Source organism: Micromonospora chersina (genome assembly GCF_900091475.1).
Lineage (GTDB): Bacteria > Actinomycetota > Actinomycetes > Mycobacteriales > Micromonosporaceae > Micromonospora > Micromonospora chersina.
On record NZ_FMIB01000002.1, the window covers coordinates 311,900 to 327,803 of the forward strand.

16 protein-coding genes and 1 riboswitch are annotated in these 15,904 nt (G+C 73.5%); of the genes, 10 read left to right on the forward strand and 6 right to left on the reverse strand.

Going from position 1 to position 15,904, the window contains the following annotated elements; all coding sequences use genetic code 11:
• Nucleotides 1-2 precede the first annotated feature (2 nt).
• Nucleotides 3-92, reverse strand: a riboswitch (ZMP/ZTP riboswitch).
• Between the two features lie 140 nt (nucleotides 93-232).
• The gene (locus tag GA0070603_RS01305; RefSeq protein ID WP_091305903.1) at nucleotides 233-1,039 is read left to right on the forward strand and encodes an SDR family NAD(P)-dependent oxidoreductase; all 807 of its coding nucleotides are present in this window, start codon (nucleotides 233-235) and stop codon (nucleotides 1,037-1,039) included.
• Between the two features lie 60 nt (nucleotides 1,040-1,099).
• On the opposite strand, the gene GA0070603_RS01310 is transcribed toward GA0070603_RS01305, so the two are convergent.
• From GA0070603_RS01310 to GA0070603_RS01325, 4 genes are all read right to left on the reverse strand, one after another.
• On the reverse strand, nucleotides 1,100-1,600 hold the full coding sequence (locus tag GA0070603_RS01310) for a hemerythrin domain-containing protein (protein WP_091305905.1): 501 nt from the start codon (nucleotides 1,598-1,600) through the stop codon (nucleotides 1,100-1,102).
• 110 nt (nucleotides 1,601-1,710) lie between these two features.
• A complete protein-coding gene (locus GA0070603_RS01315) occupies nucleotides 1,711-3,204 on the reverse strand; it encodes a S8 family peptidase (RefSeq protein ID WP_091305907.1) in 1,494 nt (497 codons plus the stop codon).
• A 146-nt stretch (nucleotides 3,205-3,350) separates the two neighbouring features.
• On the reverse strand, nucleotides 3,351-4,214 hold the full coding sequence (locus GA0070603_RS01320; RefSeq protein ID WP_091305909.1) for an NAD(P)H-hydrate dehydratase: 864 nt from the start codon (nucleotides 4,212-4,214) through the stop codon (nucleotides 3,351-3,353).
• On the reverse strand, nucleotides 4,198-4,929 hold the full coding sequence (locus GA0070603_RS01325; protein ID WP_091305912.1) for a histidine phosphatase family protein: 732 nt from the start codon (nucleotides 4,927-4,929) through the stop codon (nucleotides 4,198-4,200). The genes GA0070603_RS01320 and GA0070603_RS01325 overlap by 17 nt, the downstream gene beginning before the upstream one ends.
• Nucleotides 4,930-5,075: 146 nt before the next feature.
• Between GA0070603_RS01325 and GA0070603_RS01330 the strand changes: the two genes are divergently transcribed.
• The 3 genes from GA0070603_RS01330 (at nucleotide 5,076) to GA0070603_RS01340 (ending at nucleotide 6,797) form a co-directional block, all read left to right on the forward strand.
• Entirely contained in the window at nucleotides 5,076-5,306 is a 231-nt protein-coding gene (locus tag GA0070603_RS01330) for a hypothetical protein (RefSeq protein WP_091321364.1), read from the forward strand.
• Nucleotides 5,307-5,448: 142 nt separating this feature from the next.
• Nucleotides 5,449-5,778 (forward strand): hypothetical protein, encoded by a 330-nt coding sequence (locus tag GA0070603_RS01335; protein WP_091305915.1) that lies wholly within the window; start codon nucleotides 5,449-5,451, stop codon nucleotides 5,776-5,778.
• Nucleotides 5,779-5,813: 35 nt separating this feature from the next.
• Entirely contained in the window at nucleotides 5,814-6,797 is a 984-nt protein-coding gene (locus tag GA0070603_RS01340) for a DNA polymerase domain-containing protein (protein ID WP_091305917.1), read from the forward strand.
• Between the two features lie 4 nt (nucleotides 6,798-6,801).
• On the opposite strand, the gene GA0070603_RS01345 is transcribed toward GA0070603_RS01340, so the two are convergent.
• Nucleotides 6,802-7,308: an Lrp/AsnC family transcriptional regulator gene (locus GA0070603_RS01345; RefSeq protein ID WP_091305919.1), complete on the reverse strand. Its 507-nt coding sequence runs from the start codon at nucleotides 7,306-7,308 to the stop codon at nucleotides 6,802-6,804.
• 72 nt (nucleotides 7,309-7,380) lie between these two features.
• Here GA0070603_RS01345 and pdhA point away from each other — a divergent pair, with 72 nt between their 5' ends.
• From pdhA to GA0070603_RS01370, 5 genes are all read left to right on the forward strand, one after another.
• Entirely contained in the window at nucleotides 7,381-8,586 is a 1,206-nt protein-coding gene (pdhA, locus tag GA0070603_RS01350) for a pyruvate dehydrogenase (acetyl-transferring) E1 component subunit alpha (RefSeq protein WP_091321367.1), read from the forward strand.
• Nucleotides 8,586-9,590, forward strand: coding sequence for an alpha-ketoacid dehydrogenase subunit beta (locus GA0070603_RS01355; RefSeq protein WP_091305921.1), 1,005 nt, complete (start codon nucleotides 8,586-8,588; stop codon nucleotides 9,588-9,590). The genes pdhA and GA0070603_RS01355 overlap by 1 nt, the downstream gene beginning before the upstream one ends.
• Entirely contained in the window at nucleotides 9,587-10,972 is a 1,386-nt protein-coding gene (locus GA0070603_RS01360; protein WP_425270400.1) for a dihydrolipoamide acetyltransferase family protein, read from the forward strand. Before GA0070603_RS01355 ends, GA0070603_RS01360 begins: the two co-directional genes overlap by 4 nt.
• A 97-nt stretch (nucleotides 10,973-11,069) precedes the next feature.
• Complete coding sequence (locus tag GA0070603_RS01365; RefSeq protein WP_091305924.1) at nucleotides 11,070-12,749, forward strand: right-handed parallel beta-helix repeat-containing protein; 1,680 nt, start codon at nucleotides 11,070-11,072, stop codon at nucleotides 12,747-12,749.
• Between the two features lie 196 nt (nucleotides 12,750-12,945).
• On the forward strand, nucleotides 12,946-14,223 hold the full coding sequence (locus GA0070603_RS01370; RefSeq protein ID WP_091305926.1) for a L,D-transpeptidase: 1,278 nt from the start codon (nucleotides 12,946-12,948) through the stop codon (nucleotides 14,221-14,223).
• 61 nt (nucleotides 14,224-14,284) lie between these two features.
• Here GA0070603_RS01370 and GA0070603_RS01375 read toward each other — a convergent pair whose 3' ends face one another.
• Nucleotides 14,285-15,304, reverse strand: a complete 1,020-nt coding sequence (locus tag GA0070603_RS01375; protein WP_091305929.1) for an SMP-30/gluconolactonase/LRE family protein — start codon at nucleotides 15,302-15,304, stop codon at nucleotides 14,285-14,287.
• 186 nt (nucleotides 15,305-15,490) lie between these two features.
• On the opposite strand from GA0070603_RS01375, the gene GA0070603_RS01380 reads away from it, so the two are divergent.
• The gene (locus tag GA0070603_RS01380; RefSeq protein WP_091305931.1) at nucleotides 15,491-15,856 is read left to right on the forward strand and encodes an STAS domain-containing protein; all 366 of its coding nucleotides are present in this window, start codon (nucleotides 15,491-15,493) and stop codon (nucleotides 15,854-15,856) included.
• Nucleotides 15,857-15,904: the final 48 nt, after the last annotated feature.

The following is a 15,904-nucleotide window of genomic DNA, read 5'->3' on the forward strand; positions in this document are numbered from 1 at the left end:
GTGCGGAAGGCCCAGGCGCTCGGCATGCGTCCTCGTGACGGGGCCGCTCCCCGATGGTTCTCCATCCCCACGCGCCAGTCACGGCCCGCGCCGATCCTACCGGGTGGGCCTCCGGCCGGCCGGGCGCACCTCCGCCGCGCGCCGGCGGGGTTGGGCCGCCCGGGGCTGGGCAAACCCCTCGGGTGGGGGCAGGGCCACGCGGCCCACGCCCCCGGGAAGAGGAGGCACGAGGATGAGCACACCGACGACCGGCCGTCCGCTCGCCGTGGTGACCGGCGCGTCCAGCGGGATCGGGTACGAGTTGGCCGCCCAGTTCACCGAGCACGGGTACGACGTGGTGGTGGCCGCCGAGGACCCGGCGATCGCCACGGCGGCGCGGAACCTGCGCCGCGACAACGGCCCCGAGGCGTACCCCGTCCAGGTGGACCTGGCCACGCCCGACGGGGTGGAGCAGCTGACCAGGGCCGTGACGGAGCTGGGCCGGCCGGTCGACGCGCTGGCGCTCAACGCCGGCCGCGGCGCCGGCGGCGACTTCGTGGGCGGGACGGACCTGCGCGACGAGCTGACCGTCGTCGACCTGAACGTGCGCTCGACGGTGCACCTGGCCAAGCGCCTGCTGCCGGGCATGGTGGAGCGGGGGCAGGGGCGGGTGCTGTTCACCTCGTCGATCGCCTCGACCATGCCGGGGCCGTACCAGGCGGTCTACAACGCCTCGAAGTCGTTCGTGCAGTCGTTCGCGGAGGGGCTGCGCAACGAGCTGAAGGACAGCGGCGTCACCGTGACGTCCCTGATGCCCGGGCCGACCGACACCGAGTTCTTCGAGCGGGCCCACATGGAGGACACCCGGGTCGCCCAGGGCAGGAAGGACGACCCGCGCGCGGTCGCCGAGGACGCCTTCGAGGCCCTCATGAAGGGGGAGCACAAGGTGGCCGCCGGCTCGTTCGTGAACAAGCTGCAGACCGCCGCCGGCAAGATCGTCCCGGACCGGCTGAAGGCGGAGCAGCACCGGAAGATGGCCGAGCCGGGCTCGGGCAGCTGAACCGCGGAAACGACGGCGGGACCCGGCCTGCGCCGGGTCCCGCCGTCACGCCGTGCCGGGTCAGGCGATGACCGCGTCCAGCGACTTCTTCAGCGCCTTCGGGGCGGCCGGGGTCTTCGGCGCCTTCGGGCGCAGGTCGATCATCCGCTGGCCGATCTCCTGGAGCTGGTTACGGCCGAGCGCCTCGCGCACCTTGGGGAACCACTCCTGCTCCTCCTCCTCGACGTGGTGCAGCACGTTCTCGATGAGCACCGTCGTCTTGGCGTTGAAGCGCTCGTCGTCCGCGTCCATGGTGAAGAGCTCGAAGCAGAGCACGTCGGCGACGTGGTGCTCCTCGTACGACTCCAGGATGTCGTCCTCGACGTCGGGCACGAGCTTGCGGACCTCCGGGTACATCACCTCGTTCTCGAGGTAGGTGTGCACCGTCAGGGCCTCGAGGATCTGCTTCACCAGCTTCTGCCGCTCGCTCGCCGGGCCCTCCTCGGCATCCTGGAAGGCCTTGAACAGGCGGCGCATCTCCTTGTGGTCCTCCTTGAGCAGGACGATCGCGTCGGTGGACACCGGGGTACCTCCTAGAGTCGGTTGATGTGGCCCCCCTACCCCCGTCCCGACCAGGACAAACGAACGGGGCCCGGCGACACGTCGCCGGGCCCCGTCGTTGGTGCTACCCGTTACTTCACCACGTTGTACGCGTCGACGATGCCGGCGCCGTAGAACCCGTTACGGGCCCCGCCGGAGCAGGTCGCGTCGTAGAAGTGCGCGCCGTTCGGGTGCAGCGGCACCAGGTTGAAGACGCCCTCCGGGCAGGACTGCGCGACCGACGTGCGCTCCAGGAACGACGCCAGCTGGCCCGGGGTCATCCCCGGGTGCGCCGACAGCGCCAGCGCCGCGACGCCGGTAGCGTGCGGGCCGGACATCGATGTGCCCTGCTTGTACCCCCACCCGTTGGTGCGGGTGGTGGTGTTGAAGGTCGTCGACAGGATCTGGTCCGCGCTGGTCGGGCTGGCGCCCTGCGTGCGGATCCGGCTGTCGCCACCCGGCGCCGTCACGTCCACCACGCCCTGGCCGTACGAGGAGTAGTAGCTCTTCGCACCGGTCGGGCCGACCGCGGAGACGGTCACCACGCCCGGGGCCTCGGCCGGCAGGTCGAGACAGGCGCTGGTGAGGTCCACCCGGTTCTCCTGCTCGGCCGGCGGCACGTTGTCCGGGCTGCCGGTGTCGGTCACCTTGTGGGCCAGGTCGTAGTTGGAGTTGCCCGCGGACGCCACGTTGAGCACGCCCTTGGACTGCGAGTAGCGGATGGCCCGCTGCACGGCCTGCCACACCGGACGCTGGCGCGCGTCGTTGCGGCAGTTCAGCTCCCACGGGTCGATGTAGTAGCTGTTGTTGGTCAGCTGCATCCCGTGGTCGGCGGCCCAGAGGAAGCCGCACACCGCGGCCTCCGGGTAGATGAAGCCGCCGTCGTCGACGACCTTGACGGCGGCGACCTTGACGCCCGGCGCGATGCCGGTCACGCCGACGCCGTTGATGGCGGCGGCGATGGTGCCGGCCACGTGGGTGCCGTGGTCGCTGGTGGTCGGGTTCCACGCCGCCTCGGTGGTGTCGGTGACACCGCCGATGCAGGACGTGCTCTTGTCCTTGGCGATCTGGGTCGCCAGGTCCGGGTGGGTGCTGGAGATGCCGCTGTCCAGCACGCCGACGACGACGTTCGCGCTACCGGTGGTGACCGCGTGGGCCTGCGGGACGTGGATCATGTTCATGTCCCACTGCTGGCCGTAGAGCGGCTCCTTGGTCGGGTCGCCGGTGGCGCTGGCGACGTCGGCCGCGGAGACCTCCACGGTCTCGCCCTCGTCGAGGGCGGTGCCCAGGCCGGCGGTGGACGCGACCGACTCGACGCCCGCGCCCGCCACCTGCGTGGCGAAGTCCGGGTTGGTCGAACGGACGACGAGCACGCCGATCTGGTCGTAGGTGGCCACGACGGTGCCCTTGGCGGCCGCCACGCGGGCGGCGGCCTGGCTGGTGTTGGCGCCCTGCGGGGCGAGGACCAGATACGAGGTGTCCGGTCCGGCGGCCGCCGCCGGTGCCAGCCCGCCGGTGAGGGCGAGGCCGACGCCGAGCGTCGCGGCGGACGCGGCGGCCAGTGTCTTGCGACGGAGGTTCTTCACACAGACTCCCAGGGGGCCGATCCGGCCGACCCCACTCCCTGGTGGGAAGCGGGCCGGCGGAAGACGAGCAGGTTGCTTGCCTTCGGTCAACCAGCGTAGGGAGCCGGTGTGTTGTTACACACATCCGAACGGATGAACAACAACCGTCAGACGGTGGCCACCGTGTAGGGGATCTCGTCGAGCAGCTCGCGGGCCAGGAAGCCGATCCGGCCGTAGCGGGGGACCAGGCGTTGCCCGCTCACCGCGTGGGCGAACGCGGCCCAGCAGGCGGCCTGCGCCGGCTCGGCGCCCCGGGACAGCAGCCCCGCGAGCAGCCCGGCCCGGACGTCGCCGCTGCCGGAGGTGCCCAGCCCGGCGTCACCGCTCTCCTCCCGCCACGCCCGCCCCTCCGGGGTGGCGATGTGGCCGTAGAGGGAGACCACGGCGTCGTACCGGCGGGCCAGCTCGACCGCGTCGGCGTCGAGGTCGTCGCCCGGCTTCCGGCCGAGCAGGTGCCGGGCCTCGGTGAGGTTGGGGGTGAGGACCACCGGACGCCCCGAGCCGACCAGCAGGTCCGGCTCGTGGCTGAGCGCGCCGAGGGCGTACGCGTCGAGCACCAGCGAGGTCTCCGGGCCGGCCGCGTCGAGCACCACGTGCAGCAGCGCCCGGGTGGCGTCGATGTCCTTCAGGCCGGGGCCGACCGCCACCACGTCCGCCTCGGCGACCAGGCCGCCGAGCAGGTCGCCCGGGTCGCCCTGGACCGCGCCGTCGGCGGTCTCCGGCAGCCCGACCACCAGCGCCTCGGGCACCTGGATGCTGAGCGCGGCGGCGGTGGACTCGGCGGCGGCCAGTTGCAGCACACCGGCGCCGGCGCGCAGGGCGGCGACACCGGCCAGCAGCACCGCGCCGGGGGTGAACCGGGACCCGCCGACCACCAGCACCGTGCCGCGGGCCTCCTTGCCGCCGGTCGGCACCGGCAGCGCCCAGTCCCGCAGGAGGGCGGGGGTGATGACCTCAGACCGGCTCGGCATGGACCTCGTCCTCCCTGGTCGGCCGCGCTCCCTGCCGGTGCAGGTGCGCCACGTCGTTGAACACGTCCGGGGTCAGCCGGCCGGTGGCGTCGGCCGACCAGGCGGTGACCGAGCAGTTGGCGATCACGTGCTCCCGGGTGAGCGCCATGAGCTCCGCCTCGGTGAGCCCCTCCACCAGGTATCGGAGCAGGAACACCAGCGCGTCGTGGCCGAACAGCAGCACCCGGCCACCGGCATGGTCCCGGCGCAGGTCGCCGAGGAGGGCGCGCAGCCGCAGCGCCACGTCGGTCCAGGACTCGCCACCCGGCGGGCGGTAGTAGAACTTGCCGAGCCGGGCGCGGCGCGCCGACTCCTCGGGATAGCGCTGCCGGACGCCGTGGCCGGTCAGCCCGTCGAGGATGCCCAGCTCCCGGTCGCGCAGCCGCTCGTCCCGGCTGGCCGGCACGCCGGTGCCGGCGAGGGCCAGCTCGGCGGTCCGCACCGCACGCAGGTACGGCGACACCACCGCCACGTCCGGCCGCCGCCCCTCGGGCAGGCCGGCCAGCCAGCGGCCGGTCGCCCGCGCCTGCTCCTCGCCGGTGGCCGACAGCGGCACGTCCGCGTCCCGGTGGGTCAGGTCGATCAGCTCGGCGCCGGACGTCTCGGCCGCCGTGGCCGCGACGTTCGCCGTGCTCTCGCCGTGCCGGACGATCCAGAGGGTTGCCAGTTCCGCCATGCGGCCTCCGGTACCCGGGCCGTCCGGCGGGTAACCGTCCGGCCGGTGGCGGTCCCCGGGGCCCGGCGGGCGTGAACGGCGGCCGGGCGGGTAAGCGCGGTCGGCCAACCGGAAGCCGACACAGGGGGAGGTGTGCCGTGGCGACGATGGTCCGACAGCCAGAAAGCCCGGTCAAGGACAAGAACTACGACCTGATCCACGCGGTGCAGATGTCACTCAAGCACGTCTGGCACATGGAGACCTACATCGCCGACGCGGAGGACCGGGGCGACACCGAGCTCGCCGCCTGGTTCCGCAAGATGCAGGAGAACAACCGCAAGGCCGCCGACCAGGGCAAGAAGATGCTCATGGACCGGCTCCAGAAGGAGAACGGCTGACCGTACGACAGGAGGCCGGGTGGGGTGCGCCCACCCGGCCACCGGCGTGTCCGGAACCCGTCGGGGCGGCGCGCTGTGGCATCGACCGGGCAGAATGTCGACCGGCGTACCGGGGTGGGCCCGGTGGCCGGGGAGGCGACGCATGGCGACGGTCATCAGGGGTCTGCGGGAGGCGCTGGTGCTCTTCCTGATCGCGGTCGTGACGATCGCGATCGCGGTGGGCGTCTGGGTCGGGGTCAGCGGCGGTGACTTCGTCCACCGGCTGGGCGTGGCGTTCATGCTGGTCGGCGCCGTGATCGGGATGACCGGTGACCTCACCCTGAGCCGGATCGGGATGCTGCCCGCCCGGTCCACCTTCGGGCTGGCCCCGGAGCGGGAGGACGGCGGCGGGGGACGGGTGCTCACCGGCGTCGGCATCTTCCTCTTCGTCTCGGTCCCCCTGATCGTCGTGGGGGTCCTGCTCATCACCTGACGAGATCCCCGCGCCGGGACCGTTCGCGTCGTACGGTGTCAGGCGTGGCGACCACGGCGGCGGAGGAGATCCGGGTGGGGGAGCGGCTGGTCCGCGTCTCCAGCCCCGACAAGCCCTACTTCCCGGAGCGCGGACTGACCAAGCTGGACGTGGTCCGCTACTTCCTGGCCGTCGGCGACGGCATCCTGCGCGCGCTGCGCGACCGACCGACCATGCTGGAGCGCTGGCCGCGCGGTGTGTTCGAGGGCGCGAAGATCGCCACCCGGCAGACCAACAAGGGCGACGCGTTCTACCAGAAGCGGTTGCCGGCGGGCGCGCCCGAGTGGGTGCGCACCGCGCACATCACCTTCCCGAGCGGCCGGACCGCCGACGAGGTGGCCCCGAGCGAGCTGGCCGTGGTGATCTGGGCGGCCAACCTGGGCACCCTGCGCTTCCACCCGTGGCCGGTCTCGAAGGGCGACGTGGAGCGCCCCGACCAGCTCCGCATCGACCTGGACCCGATGCCCGGGGTGGACTTCGCCCAGGTGGTCCCGGTCGCCCACGAGGTGCGCGCGTTCCTCGACGAGCTGGGCCTCGTGGGCTACCCGAAGACCACCGGCGGGCGGGGCATCCACGTCTACCTGTCGATCGAGCCGCGGTGGAGCTTCGGCGACTGCCGGCGCGCGGTGCTGGCGCTCGGCCGGGAGATGGAGCGCCGGCTGCCCGACCTGGTGACCACCACCTGGTGGCGGGAGCAGCGCGACCGGCCGGTCTTCGTCGACTACAACCAGATGGCCCGCGACCACACCGTGACCTCGGCGTACTCGATCCGGCCCACCCCGCGGGCGCTGGTCTCCGCGCCGCTGGACTGGGCGGAGCTGGACGACGCGCGGCCGGAGGACTTCGACGTGGTGAGTCTGCCGGCCCGGTTCGCCGAGCGGGGCGACCCGCACGCCGGCCTGGACGAGCGCCGGTTCTCCCTGGAGCCGCTGCTGGAGCTGGCCGACCGCGAGGGCATCGAGGCTCCGCCCGAGCGGTAGGGCGTCACTGCCAGGGGCTCAGCGTCCCGTCGAACTCCTCGAAGACCAGCCAGGTCCGGGTCGACAGCACCCCGGCGATGCTCTGCACCCGGTCCAGCACCACGTCCCGCAGGGTGGCGTTGTCCGGCGCGCGGACCAGGGCCAGGACGTCGTGCTCGCCGCTGAGCAGCGCCGCGTGCTCGATGTAACGCACCCGGGCCAGCTCGGCGGAGACCTCGCGCCAGGTGTTCTGCTCGATGGTCAACGCGATGTACGCCGAGGTGCCCAGGCCGGCCGGCTCGGGCGCCACCTGGGCGCGGAACCCGGTGATCACCCCGTCGCGCAGCAGCCGCTCGACCCGGGCGTACGCGTTGGTGCGCGAGACGTGCACACGTTCGGCGAGCGTACGGATGGAGAGCCGGGCGTCCTCGGTCAGTTCGCGCAGGATCCGCCTGTCGACCTCGTCGAGCGGCCCGGCCGAACGTCCCGTTCCGCCCGTCGTGCCCGGTGCGGTTCCGGTCTCCTGGCTCATGAAGCCCGCCTCCTCGTGCCATTCGTCCCGCGTTCACGCCGGATGTTGAGTCAATCATCCGACAGCGGAAGCATAGGGCCACCACACGTCCAGGAGGTCCCCGCCGTGACGACCACACCCCAGGCGGTCCGCAGGGCATCCCCGCGCACCCGCCGGCCGGCCACCCCGGCCGCCACCGACCCGTCGGCCGGCCTGCTGCCCGAGAGCGAGCCGGTCCGGCTGCTGAACCCGGACGGCACCCCGCTGCCCGCCCGCGACGACTACCCGGAGCCGCCGGTCGAGGCGCTGCGCGAGATGTACCGGCGGATGGTCGTCGGCCGTCGCTTCGACGTCCAGGCCACCGCGCTGACCAAGCAGGGGCGGCTCGCCGTCTACCCGTCCTCGCGCGGCCAGGAGGCCTGCCAGGTCGGCGGGGTGCTGGCGCTGCGCGACACCGACTGGGTGTTCCCCACCTACCGCGAGTCGATGGCGCTGACCGCGCGCGGCATCGACCCCGTCGAGGTGCTCACCCTGCTCCGCGGCGACTGGCACTGCGGGTACGACCCGACCGCCGTGCACACCGCGCCGCAGTGCACCCCGCTCGCCACCCAGTGCGTGCACGCCGCCGGGCTGGCCTACGGCGAGTCGTACCAGGGCCGGGACACCGTGGCGCTGGCCTTCATCGGTGACGGCGCCACCAGCGAGGGCGACTTCCACGAGGGCGTCAACTTCGCCGCCGTGTTCAAGGCCCCGGTCGTCTACTTCGTGCAGAACAACAAGTACGCGATCAGCGTGCCGCTGTCCCGGCAGACCGCCGCGCCGAGCCTGGCCTACAAGGGCGTCGGCTACGGCGTGCCCAGCGAGCAGGTCGACGGCAACGACCCGGTGGCCGTGCTCGCCGTGCTGAACCGCGCCGTGGCGCACGCCCGCGCGGGCAGGGGCCCGTACCTGGTCGAGGCGCACACGTACCGGATGGAGCCGCACACCAACGCCGACGACCAGACCCGCTACCGGGACGCCGAGGAGGTCGAGGCGTGGCGGGACCGTGACCCGATCGCCCGGCTGGAGGCGTACCTGCGGAACCGGGGCGTGCTGGACGACGCCGCGGTAGCGGCGGTCGCCGAGGAGGCTGAGGCGTACGCCGCCGCGCTGCGCGACCGGATGAACGCCCAGCCCGAGGTCGACCCGCTGAGCCTCTTCGACCATGTCTACGCCGAACCGACCCCGCAACTGGTCGAGCAGCGCGAACAGGTCCGGGCCGAGCTGGCCGCGGCCCGCGCCGAGGAGGGGGACGCCTGATGGCCACCATGACCATGGCGAAGGCGCTCAACGCCGCGCTCGCCGACGCGATGCTGGACGACGAGCGGGTGGTCGTCTTCGGCGAGGACGTCGGCCAGCTCGGCGGGGTCTTCCGGATCACCGACGGGCTCCAGGCCCGGTTCGGCGACAAGCGTTGCTTCGACACCCCGCTCGCGGAGGCCGGCATCGTCGGGTTCGCCGTCGGCCTGGCCATGTCCGGGCTGCGCCCGGTGGTCGAGATGCAGTTCGACGCGTTCGCGTACCCGGCGTTCGAGCAGATCGCCTCGCACGTCGCGAAGCTGCGCAACCGCACCCGGGGCGCGCTCAGCGTGCCGATCGTCATCCGGGTCCCGTACGCCGGCGGCATCGGCGGCGTGGAGCACCACTGCGACTCCTCCGAGGCGTACTACGCGCACACCCCCGGCCTCAAGGTGGTCACGCCGGCCACCGTGGAGGACGCGTACTCGCTGCTGCGCGAGGCGATCGACGACCCGGACCCGGTCGTGTTCATGGAGCCGAAGAAGCTCTACTTCGGAAGCGGCGAGGCGGAGCTGCCGGTCCGGACCGCGCCGTTCGGCAAGGCAGTCGTTCGCCGCGCCGGCACCGACGCCACCCTCGTCGCGTACGGGCCGGCGGTGCCGGTCGCACTGGAGGCCGCCGAGGCCGCCCGCGAGGAGGGCTGGGACCTGGAGGTGGTCGACGTGCGCACGATCGTGCCGTTCGACGACGCCACCGTCGCCGCCTCGGTGCGGAAGACGGGCCGTTGCGTGGTGATCCAGGAGGCGCAGGGCTTCGCCGGGGTCGGCGCGGAGATCGCCGCCCGGGTGCAGGAGCGCTGCTTCCACGCCCTGCACGCCCCGGTGCTGCGGGTGTCCGGTCTGGACATCCCCTACCCGGCGCCGATGCTGGAGCACACCCACCTGCCCTCGGTGGACCGGGTGCTGGACACCGTGGCCCGGCTCCAGTGGGACGACCAGCCGGACGAGCGGTGGGTGGCGGCATGAGCGAACGCATGACCACCGCGACCGGGACCCGCGACTTCCTCCTGCCCGACCTGGGCGAGGGGCTGAGCGAGGCGGAGATCGTCGAGTGGCGGGTCGCCGTCGGCGACGTGGTCACCGTGGACCAGACCGTGGTGGAGGTGGAGACGGCCAAGGCCGTGGTCGACGTCCCCTGCCCGTACGCCGGCCGGGTCGTCGCCCTGCACGGCGCGGCGGGTGAGGTCCGCCCGGTGGGCCAGCCGCTGATCACGATCGCGTCCCTGGAGGGCGGCGGCGACGACCCGCACGCCACCTACCGCGAGGAGGAGCGGGCCGGCTCCGGCAACGTCCTGATCGGGTACGGCACCGGCCACGGCGGCTCGGGCCGGCGGCGCCGCCGGCCGCGGCTGGCCCTCGCCGCGGAGCCCACGGCCGCGACGGCGGACCCGACACCCGCCGCGACGGCGACGCCGACCACCGGCGGAGCCACCGGCGCGGACGGCGGGGCCCGGACGGCTCCGCTCGTCATCTCGCCGATCGTCCGGCGGCTGGCCCGGGAACGCGGCCTCGACCTGGCGGCCCTGCACGGCACCGGGCCGGGCGGGGTGATCCGCCGCGCCGACGTGGAGGCCGCGTCGGCCGCGCCGGCGGCGAAGCTCGCCGCCGTGCCGGACAGCCCGGCCGCGCACGTCGGGCTGGCCCCGGCCGCGGACGGCGACGTGGTGATCCCGCTCACCGGCATCCGCAAGGCCATCGCCGACAAGCTCTCCCGCAGCCGGCGGGAGATCCCCGAGGTGACCATCTGGGTGGACGTGGACGCCACCGGCCTGCTGGCGACCCGGGCCGCGATCAACGCCGCCACCCCGGACGCGCCGGTCAGCATCCTGGCCCTGCTGGCCCGGATCTGTCTCAGCGGCCTGCGGAGGTACCCGCAGCTCAACGCCCACGTCGACACCGAGGGGCAGCGGATCGTGCAGTCCGCCGGGGTGCACCTGGGCATCGCGGCGCAGACCGACCGGGGCCTGGTCGTCCCGGTGCTGCGCGACGCCCAGCAGCTGACCACCCGGGAGCTGGCCGCCACGCTCGCCGAGACCACGGCGGCCGCCCGCGCCGGCACCCTGCCCCCGGCGCGGCTGACCGGCGGCACCTTCACCCTCAACAACTACGGGGTGTTCGGGGTGGACGGCTCCACCCCGATCATCAACCACCCCGAGGCGGCGCTGCTCGGCGTCGGCCGGATCGTGGACAAGCCCTGGGTGGTCGACGGGCAGCTCGCCGTGCGCAAGGTGACCCAGCTCAGCCTCACCTTCGACCACCGCGTCTGCGACGGTGGCGTGGCGGGCGGCTTCCTGCGGCACGTGGCGGACTGCGTCGAGCAGCCCGCCCTCCTGGTGGCGAACGTCTGAACCGTGGGCCCCGGCCGCCCTGGCGGCCGGGGCCGCACCCCTGTTTCTCCGCCGCCGGACCGGGAAGACGAGCCCGGTCGCCGACGGGGAGGGACGGATGACGGACCCGCAGATGCCCTCGGCCGGTGGGGTGCGCCCGCATCCGGTCGCTGGCGCGCCGCTGATGAGCGACGCCCGGGAGCACGGGCTGACCGGGGACGGGACGACAAACGACCAGCCGGCCCTCGCCGCGTTGGTGGACCTGCTGGGCGACGCGTACGCCGCCGACGGGCGGGCCCGCGTGATCTACTGCCCGCCCGGGGTCTACTCGATCCGGGACGCCGGCACCGTCTGGCGGACCGGCGTCTCGCTGGTCGGCGCGGGTCCCGGCGCCACCCGGTTCGTGCTCGGCAACCCGGGCAACCGGGCCGACCCGACCCCGCTGGCGTTCCACACCGCCGAGCTGCACGGCGCGAGCCGGGAGCGGCACCTGGCGTACTGCACCTTCGCCGACTTCGAGATCGACGGGTCGGGGGTGGCGATGGCCGAGTACAACCCGCAGGCCAAGGGGCTGGGCCTCCAGTACGTGGTCCGGGGCGTGTTCCGCAACCTCTACATCCACCACACCGCGGCGACCGGCCTGGGCTGCGACTTTCTCCAGGACTGCATGATCGACGGGGTGCTGGTGGCCGGGTGCGGGCGGATGGACAACGGCACCGAGATGGGCGGCGCGGGCATCGGCATCGGGATCGGCGGCTGGGGCAGCGTCGAGCGGGTCAACGTCGTGAACTGCTCGGCCGTGGGCAACGCCACCAGCGGGATCTTCTTCGAGCTGCAGTTCGAGGGCGGGCTGCGCCCACGGGGCATCCGGGTGGTCGGCTGCCACGCCGAGGGCAACCGCTTCGGCATCGCCGACTGGGGCGCCAACGGCCTCGTCGTGTCGGCGTGCACGCTTGTCGGCAACCTCGACGCGGGCTTCCAGGTGTCGGCCAAGGGCACCACCGGCACGGCGGGTCGGGGCGGCCTGCTCACCGACTGCGTGATCGACGCGAACCTGCGCGACGGCATCAGCATCGGCAACACCCCCGGGCCGTACACGGTGCGGGGCAACCGGATCAGCGGCAACGGCCGGTACGGCTACCACCAGCGCAGCCTGGGCGACGCGGGGCAGGAGTGCGCCCGGGAGATCGTCATCGAGAGCAACGAGTTCTACGGCAACAGCCTGGACGCCGTCCGCTTCGACCGGCCGGTCCGGGACGCGTTCGTCGTCGGCAACCGGATCCGGGCGAACGGCCGCCAGTGCGGGCCCGGCGACCGGAACGGCGGCGACACGGTCCGGTACAGCGAGCGGTCGGTGATCGACCGCCGGGCGAGATGGCAGGGCGACGCGCACCGGGGCAAGACCATCCGGGTGGGCGAGCGGGTCGCGGTGGTGGCCGCGAACGACGAGAACGAACTGCACCTGTCCCCGGTCCGGCCGGGCGCCTTCACGGGCTGGAGCGGGGACACCCCGGACCCCGGGACCCCCTACGAGCTACCGGGGCCGCCGGCGACCCGGGCCGGCATCACCGTCAACGCGGCGATGGACTCGGCCACCATCCGGGGCAACCGGGTCTGGGACAGCCACGAGCCGACCACCCAGACGCACGGGCTGTGGGTCACCGCGGAGGGCCGCTGCGTCGACTGCCGGGTCGAGGACAACGACCTGGTCGGGAACGCGGAGGAGTCCGTCCGGCTGGACACGCCCCCCGTGGGCGGCCGCTGGGAACGCAACCACGGGGACGACGGCCGGGGGTGAACCGGTCGTCGCGGTTCGTCCGTCGCAACCGGTCACGGCCGTGACGCCCCACCCGTCGGCGTCGCCGATTCGCATTTCCGCACGCCCGCGCCGAAATCGGAATCAGCCGCTCCTGGCAATTCCGCCGAATATGCCACGGCGTCCCGACGGCCGTACAGAATGTGAGCCAAGGGGGAGTGGAAATGGGGTGCGGAATATGGACGTGAGGCGGCGATTGACGCTATTGGCGGTAACCATCGCAGCCACGCCGCTGGTCGTCGGCGGGTGCACCGCCGGCCAACGGGAGGCCGTGAAGCCCGGCCACGGCAAGGCGGCCGCCGCGCCGTCGGTGACGGTCACGCCGGCGGACCGCACGAAGGGCGTGCCGGTCAGCGCGGAGGTCGGGACCACGGTCAGCGGCGGGAAGGTCACCGCGGTGAAGCTCACCGACGACAAGGGTCGACCGGTGCCGGCGCAGCCGCGCGAGGACGGGTCGGGCTGGGTGCCGGACCGGCCGCTGGAGAACTCGCGGACGTACACCGCGGAGGTGACCGCGACCGGCGATTCCGGGCGGACGACCACGCAGAAGACGACGTTCACCACGATGGCGAAATCGACCAAGCCGACCATCACCAGCGAACTCTATTTCACCGACAATCAGACATACGGCACCGCGATGCCGGTGGTCGTCGCATTCGATCCGCCCATTCCGAAAGAGGCCAGAGCGGACGTGCAGCGCCGGTTGTTCGTGAAGACCGACCCGCCGCAGCCCGGCACCTGGTCCTGGATGTCGGACGGCAAGCAGGTCGAATACCGGGCGCCCGACTTCTGGAAGTCGGGCACGAAGATCAGCGTCAGGAGCGCCCTGGAGGGGCTGCCGATCGGCAAGGACGCCATCGGCGACGCCGACCACCGCGCGACCGGCAAGGTGGGTCGGCAGGTCTCGCTCGAGATCGACAACGCCACCAAGCAGATGTCGGTCTTCCGGGAGGGCAAGCTGCTCCGCAAGGTGCCGGTGAGCCTCGGCAAGTCGAGCACGCCCACCTCCAGCGGCAAGATGGTGATCATGGAGAAGTTCGACCACACCATCTTCGACACCCGGGGTTCGGCCGATCCCTACGTGGTCGAGGTCGATGACGCCCAGCGGCTCACCTGGGGTGGCGAGTTCATCCACTCCGCCCCGTGGTCAGAGGGGGAGCAGGGCTTCACCAACACCTCACACGGCTGCACCAACGTCTCCGCCGCCGCCGCGGACTGGCTGATGGGCGTCACCCAGGTCGGCGACCTCGTGACGGTCAAGGGCACCGAGGTGAAGCTGGACCAGGGCAACGGCTTCACGGCGTGGAACGTCGGCTGGGACGAGTTCGCCAAGGGCAGCGCGCTGCCCGTGCCGGCGGGGCTGAAGCCCACGCACAGCGCCACGCCGCACCCGGGCGCGGTGGCCGGCGGATCGGCGCCCGCACCGGCCCCGTCCAAGAGCAACACCGGCGGCTGACCACGGGGGGAGGAACGGCCGGGGCCGGCCCGCGAAGAGTGCGGGCCGGCCCCGCGCCGGTTCAGTCCAGGTCGACCCGGGCCACGCCCGTCGCGGTCAGGCTGCCCAGCCAGAGGCGCCGCCCGTGCTGCCGCACGCCGGTGACCATCGGGTACGCCCCGCTCGGGCCGTGCAACGTGCGCAGCACCCGCCCGGTCCCGTCCACCAGCGCGACAAGCCCGTAGCGGCGGGGCTGCGGCTGCACGGCCCCCGGCAGCAGGGCGACGAGTTGGCGCACCCGGGGATGCGGCAGCAGCTTCTCCATGATCGGCAGCCGCGGGCTGGGCAGCGCGATCCAGTAGGTGCCGTCGCCCACCGCGGAGACGTTGTCCGGGTAGGCCGGCAGGTCGGCCAGCACGGTGGTCCGACCGTCGGGCAGGTCCACCCGGACCAGCCGGTGGGTGGCCGTCTCGACGAGCATCAGGCCCGACTCGTCGGGCGTGAGCGCCACCCCGTTGGGGAAGTAGAGCCCGCTCGCCACCACCTCGGTGCGCCCGGTCCGCCGGTCGTACGCCAGCACCCGGCCGTTGGGCCGGTGCTCCAGCAGGTCCCGCTTCCAGTGCGAGAGCGGGAACCGGTCCGAGGAGTCGGTGAAGTAGATCGTGCCGTCCCGGGCCACCGCCGCGTTGTCGGCCAGGTGCACAGGCGGCCCCGTGCCGGTCAGCTCGTGCACGGCCCCGTCGGGCGTGACCCGCAGCAGCCCCCGGTACGCGTCGCAGACCACCAGCCCGCCGTCGACCGGGTCCAGCTCGATGCCGAGCGGCCGGCCGCCGGTCTCGGCGAGCAGCGTGGGGCGGGTGCCGGCCGGGGCGTCCGCCGGCCACCACCAGATCCGGCCGTCCTCGTCGCCGCTGATCACCCGGCCGTCCGGGTCGACGAGCACGTCCTCCGGGCCGTGCGCGCCCTCGGGCAGCGGCAGCAGGTCGGCCCGGTCCAGCCGGACGTCGGTGGGGGCCCACGGCCCGTCCAGGGGCGGCGGCACGGTGGCCGGCTCGCGGACCGGCCGGATCAGCAGGGGCACTCGCGGGCGGGGGACGACCATCCGGCCATTCTTCACCGCCGATGCCCTCGCCGGGAGTACCCGGCGGCGTGTCCGTACGGCGGGTTGGCCTCCGGCGGGCGGCCTGCGGGATGACCCGGAGACTGCTCAGGGTCCCACCCGGGACCTACCCGGAACCCCGCCGCGGGTGGGCCGGAACTGTCGGGGGTGGGGGATAGGTTCGGGGACATGGACAGCAGCGGCGACCGGTTCCACGTGGCGATGAGCGTGAGCGACCACGTGGTGGACCTGCGGGCGGTCGGCGAGATCGACATCGCGACCGTGGCGTCGTTCCGGGCCGCGCTCTGGTCCGCCCCGGCGCGGCCGGTGCTGCGGCTGGACCTGTCCGGGGTGCGGCTGCTCTCCGCCGCCGGGGTGCGCGCGCTGGTCGCCGCCCACCTGCGGGTCCGGGCCCGCGGCGGCGAGCTGGTGCTTGTCGATCCCGACCCGGTGGTCGCCCGGGTGCTGCGCGCCACCGGCCTGCACCGGGTGCTGCCGGTCCGCGAGTCGTCGTGCGGGTCGGCCCGGGAACTGGTGGCCTGCGCGGCGGCCTGACCGGCCCGACGCCACGGACGGGTCCTGACGCCCGTCAGGGCCGCCGGC

Excerpts from the sequence above, each read along its gene's own strand:
- GA0070603_RS01305 (WP_091305903.1), top strand. The coding sequence starts at position 233 with ATGAGCACACCGACGACCGGCCGTCCGCTCGCCGTGGTGACCGGCGCG.
- GA0070603_RS01320 (WP_091305909.1), bottom strand. The coding sequence starts at position 4,214 with ATGCCGAGCCGGTCTGAGGTCATCACCCCCGCCCTCCTGCGGGACTGG.
- GA0070603_RS01325 (WP_091305912.1), bottom strand. The coding sequence starts at position 4,929 with ATGGCGGAACTGGCAACCCTCTGGATCGTCCGGCACGGCGAGAGCACG.
- GA0070603_RS01330 (WP_091321364.1), top strand. The coding sequence starts at position 5,076 with ATGGTCCGACAGCCAGAAAGCCCGGTCAAGGACAAGAACTACGACCTG.
- GA0070603_RS01335 (WP_091305915.1), top strand. The coding sequence starts at position 5,449 with ATGGCGACGGTCATCAGGGGTCTGCGGGAGGCGCTGGTGCTCTTCCTG.
- GA0070603_RS01345 (WP_091305919.1), bottom strand. The coding sequence starts at position 7,308 with ATGAGCCAGGAGACCGGAACCGCACCGGGCACGACGGGCGGAACGGGA.
- GA0070603_RS01355 (WP_091305921.1), top strand. The coding sequence starts at position 8,586 with ATGGCCACCATGACCATGGCGAAGGCGCTCAACGCCGCGCTCGCCGAC.
- GA0070603_RS01360 (WP_425270400.1), top strand. The coding sequence starts at position 9,587 with ATGAGCGAACGCATGACCACCGCGACCGGGACCCGCGACTTCCTCCTG.
- GA0070603_RS01365 (WP_091305924.1), top strand. The coding sequence starts at position 11,070 with ATGACGGACCCGCAGATGCCCTCGGCCGGTGGGGTGCGCCCGCATCCG.
- GA0070603_RS01370 (WP_091305926.1), top strand. The coding sequence starts at position 12,946 with ATGGACGTGAGGCGGCGATTGACGCTATTGGCGGTAACCATCGCAGCC.
- GA0070603_RS01375 (WP_091305929.1), bottom strand. The coding sequence starts at position 15,304 with ATGGTCGTCCCCCGCCCGCGAGTGCCCCTGCTGATCCGGCCGGTCCGC.
- GA0070603_RS01380 (WP_091305931.1), top strand. The coding sequence starts at position 15,491 with ATGGACAGCAGCGGCGACCGGTTCCACGTGGCGATGAGCGTGAGCGAC.